Below are 5,997 nucleotides of genomic sequence, written 5' to 3'. Positions count from 1 at the left end.
GTGACTCTGATTTCACCAATCGCAATGGACGAAGGTCTGCGTTTCGCAATCCGTGAAGGTGGTCGTACTGTTGGCGCTGGTGTTGTTGCTAAAGTAATTTCTTAATCTTTGATTATAAAAAGATTATAAAGAAAGGTGGGTTAAAGCTCCTATTTTTTATTTTAAGCCACCGCAAAATTTGAGGTGAACCCCATATATTGGGCACTTTTTATATGGCGGTTGATATGGCCTGAACCCGATATTGTACCGGGTTCAGGCCGTTTAACTTAAGGGAACCTCTAAAAAATTTTCACAGCCACCAAATTGAGCAAAATGTAGACACAATGCATCTCTGCAAGGTAGCGCTGTCATGATACCGCCTCGTTCTGCTTTAAAAAAGACAAGCTGGCATCCGAATATCACCGTCGAAAAATTGATAAATTAGGTGATCCGCTGCTTGTTATTGATAAGTATGTTGATTTTTCGGCACTGGCTGACACCATAGACCGTGTCGCACCACGTAGTCTTTCTTCCAAAGGTGGACACCCACCATTCCCGACTGAGGTGATGGTTCACATCATTATCCTGAAACATTTCCATAATCTTTCTGATGAAAAGATGGAATATCAACTGCTTGACCGAATGCGCTGGCAACGTTTTTGTCGCTTGACCGATGTCATTAATATTCCAGACCGTAACACGATTTGGTGTTTCGAAAAACGGATTGGGCAGGAAGGTGCCAGAGCATTGTTTGAAGAGACGAAGCATCAGCTTTCGGCACAGTGATTCATTCCTCGAGGGGGGTCAACTCATTGATGCCACGTTGATCTCGGTTCCTAATACTACAGCCGTAACTACTCTGTAATCATAAGGTTATCCATGCGACGATAATGACATTGTTGTGCATGGTATTGATGTCGTCGCCAAGATGACCAATGTAAAACCTGCTCGACGGTCTTCCCGGACTTTTCCATCAATTTTGACAACAGTTTACGCAGTTCCACCACGCTGAGGGCTACCCTACCAGCCCCGCCGGCGGTTTTTTTCTCCTGTATTCGCAGAACCGCCAGCACAAACGGTTGATATCGGGACTCCAGCCAGCAGCGCAGGCGACGATCTTGACCATAAACCGCATCTGCCGGGCGAGTTGCGGTTTGGTGGCAAAGGGGACTGCGTCAGGAATGCCCGCGGCTTCATAGCGGGGCCGGTCATCCGTCCAGGGTTTGGGCAGGTATAAGGCCCGGTCAATAGAGGCATGACCACCCTGACCGGCATAACAGAGAAAGACACCTGTCTGACTGTCTTCGATGCGCCCGGCAGTGCCGCTGTATTGACGTTGTACGCCAGCAGAATGCGTGTTTTTTTGATAAAGCCGGTTTCATCCACAATGAGCACCCCGTGTTCATCGCCCAAATGTTCCATCACGTAGTCACGCAAAATATCGCGGGCGACATCGACATCCCAGCGGGCGCGCTCCAGCAGATGCTGAACCCCATCAGGCGTGCGTTCACCTATCCATTCTGCCAGTTGCCAGCCATTTTTACGTTCAACGTCACTGAGTAGTCCTCGGGAGGTAAGCGAGACTGCGTTGCTGTGGACCGGGATGGTGAAACGACAGAGCCAGACGAGTATGGAGTGAGAGCAGTTCCTGTTCCCAGACGTTGATAGGTGAGTGCATTGAACAGCTCCCGTATTTTCAGTAAAAAATGTCAGGGACTATCATGCCACAATGAAGCGTACGACTGTAGTACTAGGGTTGGGGCAGGCTTTCAATGCAAAAGCAATTTGTGTACGGCGACCACTAGCTGCACAAAACTCTTTAAATGACTTCACCAAAGTGTGCAGCGAGTGTTCAGAATAAACTAGCAGGGGGTGAACCATATTACTTTAGCCAATGCGCCAATGCGTTCGGTTGACAGCTTCTATCACGCTGACTAAGCCAGAGCTGTTGAATATCGAGTGTTTTTTTTGTCATAATGCCACCTTAACTACCTGGATAACTATAAGAACGCAGCAAACGTGCTTCCAGCACTCGATGCAAGGTACCCAGAGTGAGTCCCCCCATCAGCAATGCTATGGCACTTTCATATTCTCCTTTAACCAGAATTTCCCCAGCAGCATTAGCGGAAAACAACAGTGGTATACAGATACCAAGCACATACCTCCATCCGCCTTGTGGTAAAATACCGGAAGGGAGAAACACCATTCTACTCAGCTCAGATACCATGAAATCAGCCGGTGTCTGGCGCTGTGTCAACAGTGCTGGCAATGAAATCAATGCAAACAGGATGATAATTGTTGATACTCCTAAACCAAGCGCCAGCACGCCGCCAATCCACTCTAGTAATCCTCGTTGAGGGGAAGGATCAACCCAAGGCCAAATGCAGAGCAAAAACAACACCGGTAACAGAAATCCTGGTTCTGACCATCGTAATAGCTGCAAGGAACGTCGCCTGATCGGCATGGCAAGCAGGGGATCAAGCTGACCTTTCACTAATTTTCTGTAATACTGTTCTAACGAACAGGTAAAGCATTCAGCACATAAAATCACCATGCTCGCCAAATAAAAGACGAACACAGCTTCTTCTCGTGTCCAACCATTCAACTGGTCGGTATAGGTATAAACCGTATACAGATAAAATAAAGTCAGCAATTGGGTCACACTCTGTATAGCGAGATAAGACAGATAATTCCCTGGGTAGTGCCATTGGGTGGCATAAGATTTACGTAGCAATGTCCACATATTAACCTCCTCCTCCGCTATAACGTTTGAGTGCACGACCCCATAACCCTCTCAATAGCAGCAACAGCGCCAACACGTATAACAGACTAATACCAAGGTCTTGCAGGCCCTGATGGATATCACCATGAATAATGAATTGAGCAGGTGCTGAAATGAAATACTGGAAAGGATTGTACTCCATCAATGGGCGTATGAACTCTGGCCAGAACGCTGGCGGAATAATAGCACCGCCTAAAAACGCCACAACCGTTGTTAAGAATGCCAGCACAAAATCAGCTTTCATCAGCCAAAATATGCTCATTGCTAAAATCATTCCTATGGCAAAACTCAGAACCACGCCTATCAATAAAAACAAGCAAACTATGCTCAGATAGATCAGCGTACTACTGATTGTTGAGGCAAAAAAAAGATCTTTCTGTAGCCACAACAGTGTGCATCCTAAAAACACTGGCAACAAATACAGTGCTCCGCCACCAAGATAGGCAAAAAACTTCTGAGCTAAGAAATGTATAGGACGTGCCATTAATACTTCTAGCCTACCGTCTATGATTTCGTGCTCCATTTCTTCAATCAAGTCATAGCAATTATGTAAGCGCGATAGAAAAATCGTCAACGCACAATAAATCATCAGCTCACTGAAGGAAAAACCATTAATCTCCTGATCATCAGTGTAAATTGAAGTCCACACGAGAAACTGAATAAAGAAAGCAACTCCAGTGGCAATGAAAAAATCAACTAGTAGCACGCCACGATCGACTAATAACAAGCGTAATCCGTTGATCATATACGGCGTATGGCGCTTAATCATCTTCATCCTCATCCAGATTTTCATTAAGCAGTTCACTACCAAATTCGACTTCCTCATCGTTAGCATGGCGCGCTCGGAAAGTATTAATTAAATTCTCTTCAAGACCCCGACTGTTATCTGAGCTGATATTGAATTCCTTTAACAGCTCATCTAAGGTGCTATAATGAAACAAACGACCGGCTTGCAGGAGAGCCATATGACTGCAACAGGATAAAAAATCATTTACATCGTGGCTGGTGAGTAACACGGCAATCTGTTTTTCTTGCACAACCTTGTTTATTACAGCACGTAATTGCTGCTTAGATTCCATATCAACTCCTATGGTCGGTTCATCTAACAGTAAAACACGTGGTTGGTGTGCCAAGGCTAACACTAGCTCGCACTTGATTCGTTCACCTAGGCTAAGTTGACGTACCGCGCGTTCCATCAAATGATCGATATGCAGTAAGTTGGCATAGTGTTGCATATCGCGCTGGAAAACCTCAGAGGAAGTTTGATAAATTTTTTGGATCGCCTCAAAAGAATGACGAACCGGGAGATCCTACCACAATGAGGTTTTATGACCAAAGACCACACCTATTTGACTTAAAAATTCAACGTGACGTCGCGAAGGCTCAAAACCCAACACCGAAATTTGTCCGGTATCCGGCTGCAGCATTCCTGTTAGCAGTTTAACCAAGGTGGATTTGCCGGCCCCGTTGGGACCGACCAGACCTAAGCATTGACCTTCATAGAGTTTTAAATCTACTTGATCGAGTGCCAAATGTTCATCGAATTCCGGTTTTAGCAATTGTTTCCACCAAGCTCCTTTATGGCGGCGACTTCGGTAAAAACGACTGACCGCTTGCAATTGCAGGGCCGGTAATGTACTGAAAATTTGGTTTGGTTCTTGCATGCTGTACCCCAATTTATATAGAAGCGCTAGCCGCACCACGCCGTACATCAAGCGTCGCACAGTGGAAAGAGCCGCCAAATGTTTGAAAGTGTTTAAAAGGTACAGGAATTGCTTCAATGTTCCAGGATTTGAAAGCCTCTATCAATGGAGTTTCGCTTTCTTCTACCAGCACATGATGCGAATCCAACATTAAAATATTCACACTGATCCAGCGACTGGTGAAAAGTAATGGATGCGTTTCAGGTAGAGTAGAGGGCGGTGGGGTCAATATTTCCCAGTCTTTGAAATAATCCGGCAATCGTGAAACCCAAGCTTTATTAACTAGAACTCGCCCAGGAGCAATAGGTAGTAAAGTTGTGTCAATATGCATCGGACCAGCATCATCAAAATTGTACATATGTACTTTGTAATCCGACCCTAGCTCGCGCGCCAACCATTGAGCACCAGCTCGGTTAGTCACATGGCTATACTGACCGATGATATCTCGTCCAATGCGCACAAAATCTGCTGCATCAAACACAGGCTCTACTTCTGTTAAAACCGAATCGAAATGCTCCACGGAACTGTCATAATCTTGACGGTACAACGCGTCTGATAATTGTGGTTTTGGTGCTGCGCGCCATCGCGCCCCACGTTTAAAGTAGTCCATTAAAATATCACGGTAGGCAAAACTCTCAAAAGTTACCCCCTGGTGTGTGCGTGCTATCAGTACATTCTGATAATCCGTTTTTCTTTGTGCTATAACACCTTGTAAATCCCAGATGCGTGATAAACCTGGACTCAACTTTTTTTCCACATGGCAGGGCAAACTTTCTCCACGCGCAGTGCGTCGGATTACATACTTTTCACCAAGCCCTTCAACAAGTTCGAGCAATAGTGGTTCAGGGTCAATACTGCCGCATGTGAAGGCATCTGCCATCAAAACTCCTTTTTCAGGGTAAGTGTGAATCGAAGCGTGAGACTCTGCTAATACTGCTACTATGGTCAAACCACTCGGTTCAAATTGCACAGCCTCCAATTTCAATAAAGTGGCACCGGCTTTGGCGATAGCATTTTTCATGCGTAGTTGTAAGGCATGCACGTCATTGAGCTGTGTTTCGGACACGCCCCAGAATCAGCCATCATATGAAATCCGCTAGCTGAATAAGTTTTCAGGAGGTCTTCATTTGAGCTCAATTTGTTCTGATCTATTAAATTCTGCTGCAGCGTTTTTTTAGGTAAATCATACATTATTATGTACTCCTTATTATTTGCTTTAGTGTGCAGATGCACCATTTTTAAGTGTGGCTAGGATGCAATAAGCCAAGTGCTGCCGCCAATTGACGTTCAATGGCGCAGTTGGTTTGCGCAGCCAAATGTGAAGTCGCCCAAAAGCGCTCTCGAGGCAGATTTAGCAAGCCTTCAGGATCTTCATTCTGTCCACGATTTTCCTGCCATTCTCGATAATAGCCATCTATAGCAGAATCATAATACTGTGTCATAATACCTAAATCCCAATGACAAGGTAGAATTGAGATGGGTTACAGTCTAGATTTTCGAAGAAGAGTACTGGCATACAAAGACAAGCATGCA

General features: G+C 45.2%; 6 protein-coding genes and 2 pseudogenes. 2 read left to right on the top strand and 6 right to left on the bottom strand.

Annotated elements, in window-relative coordinates; translation table 11 throughout:
- Both BM329_RS13835 and BM329_RS15380 read left to right on the top strand, forming a co-directional pair.
- Nucleotides 1–105 (top strand): EF-Tu C-terminal domain-related protein (locus BM329_RS13835; protein ID WP_092554335.1); only part of this gene is annotated, 105 nt, incomplete at its 5' end.
- Between the two features lie 279 nt (nucleotides 106–384).
- Nucleotides 385–765, top strand: a complete 381-nt coding sequence (locus BM329_RS15380; RefSeq protein ID WP_479688365.1) for a transposase — start codon at nucleotides 385–387, stop codon at nucleotides 763–765.
- Nucleotides 766–1,040: 275 nt separating this feature from the next.
- Here the strand turns inward: BM329_RS15380 and BM329_RS13825 are convergent.
- The 6 genes and pseudogenes from BM329_RS13825 to BM329_RS13800 all read right to left on the bottom strand — a co-directional run.
- Nucleotides 1,041–1,657, bottom strand: a pseudogene (locus BM329_RS13825) (IS701 family transposase); the annotation flags it as partial.
- Nucleotides 1,658–1,963: 306 nt separating this feature from the next.
- Nucleotides 1,964–2,722 carry an ABC-2 family transporter protein gene (locus BM329_RS13820; protein WP_092554332.1) on the bottom strand — a complete coding sequence of 253 codons (759 nt, stop codon included), beginning with the start codon at nucleotides 2,720–2,722 and terminating at the stop codon, nucleotides 1,964–1,966.
- A 1-nt stretch (nucleotide 2,723) separates the two neighbouring features.
- Nucleotides 2,724–3,530 (bottom strand): ABC-2 family transporter protein, encoded by an 807-nt coding sequence (locus BM329_RS13815; protein ID WP_092554329.1) that lies wholly within the window; start codon nucleotides 3,528–3,530, stop codon nucleotides 2,724–2,726.
- A pseudogene (locus BM329_RS15375) lies at nucleotides 3,523–4,425 on the bottom strand (ATP-binding cassette domain-containing protein). Before BM329_RS15375 ends, BM329_RS13815 begins: the two are co-directional and overlap by 8 nt.
- Before the next feature lie 13 nt (nucleotides 4,426–4,438).
- A complete protein-coding gene (gene speD, locus BM329_RS13805; RefSeq protein WP_092554326.1) occupies nucleotides 4,439–5,530 on the bottom strand; it encodes an adenosylmethionine decarboxylase in 1,092 nt (363 codons plus the stop codon).
- 172 nt (nucleotides 5,531–5,702) lie between these two features.
- The gene (locus BM329_RS13800; RefSeq protein WP_092554323.1) at nucleotides 5,703–5,906 is read right to left on the bottom strand and encodes a hypothetical protein; all 204 of its coding nucleotides are present in this window, start codon (nucleotides 5,904–5,906) and stop codon (nucleotides 5,703–5,705) included.
- Nucleotides 5,907–5,997: the final 91 nt, after the last annotated feature.

Source organism: Xenorhabdus koppenhoeferi (assembly GCF_900116635.1).
Classification (GTDB): Bacteria; Pseudomonadota; Gammaproteobacteria; order Enterobacterales; family Enterobacteriaceae; genus Xenorhabdus; species Xenorhabdus koppenhoeferi.
The sequence above is the reverse complement of the archived record's forward strand: the minus strand, read 5'-3'. Positions and strand labels throughout refer to the sequence as shown.

Bases quoted from the DNA above. Each gene is read 5' to 3' on its own strand.
- BM329_RS13820 (WP_092554332.1), bottom strand. From the start codon at position 2,722: ATGTGGACATTGCTACGTAAATCTTATGCCACCCAATGGCACTACCCA.
- BM329_RS13815 (WP_092554329.1), bottom strand. From the start codon at position 3,530: ATGATTAAGCGCCATACGCCGTATATGATCAACGGATTACGCTTGTTA.
- BM329_RS13800 (WP_092554323.1), bottom strand. From the start codon at position 5,906: ATGACACAGTATTATGATTCTGCTATAGATGGCTATTATCGAGAATGG.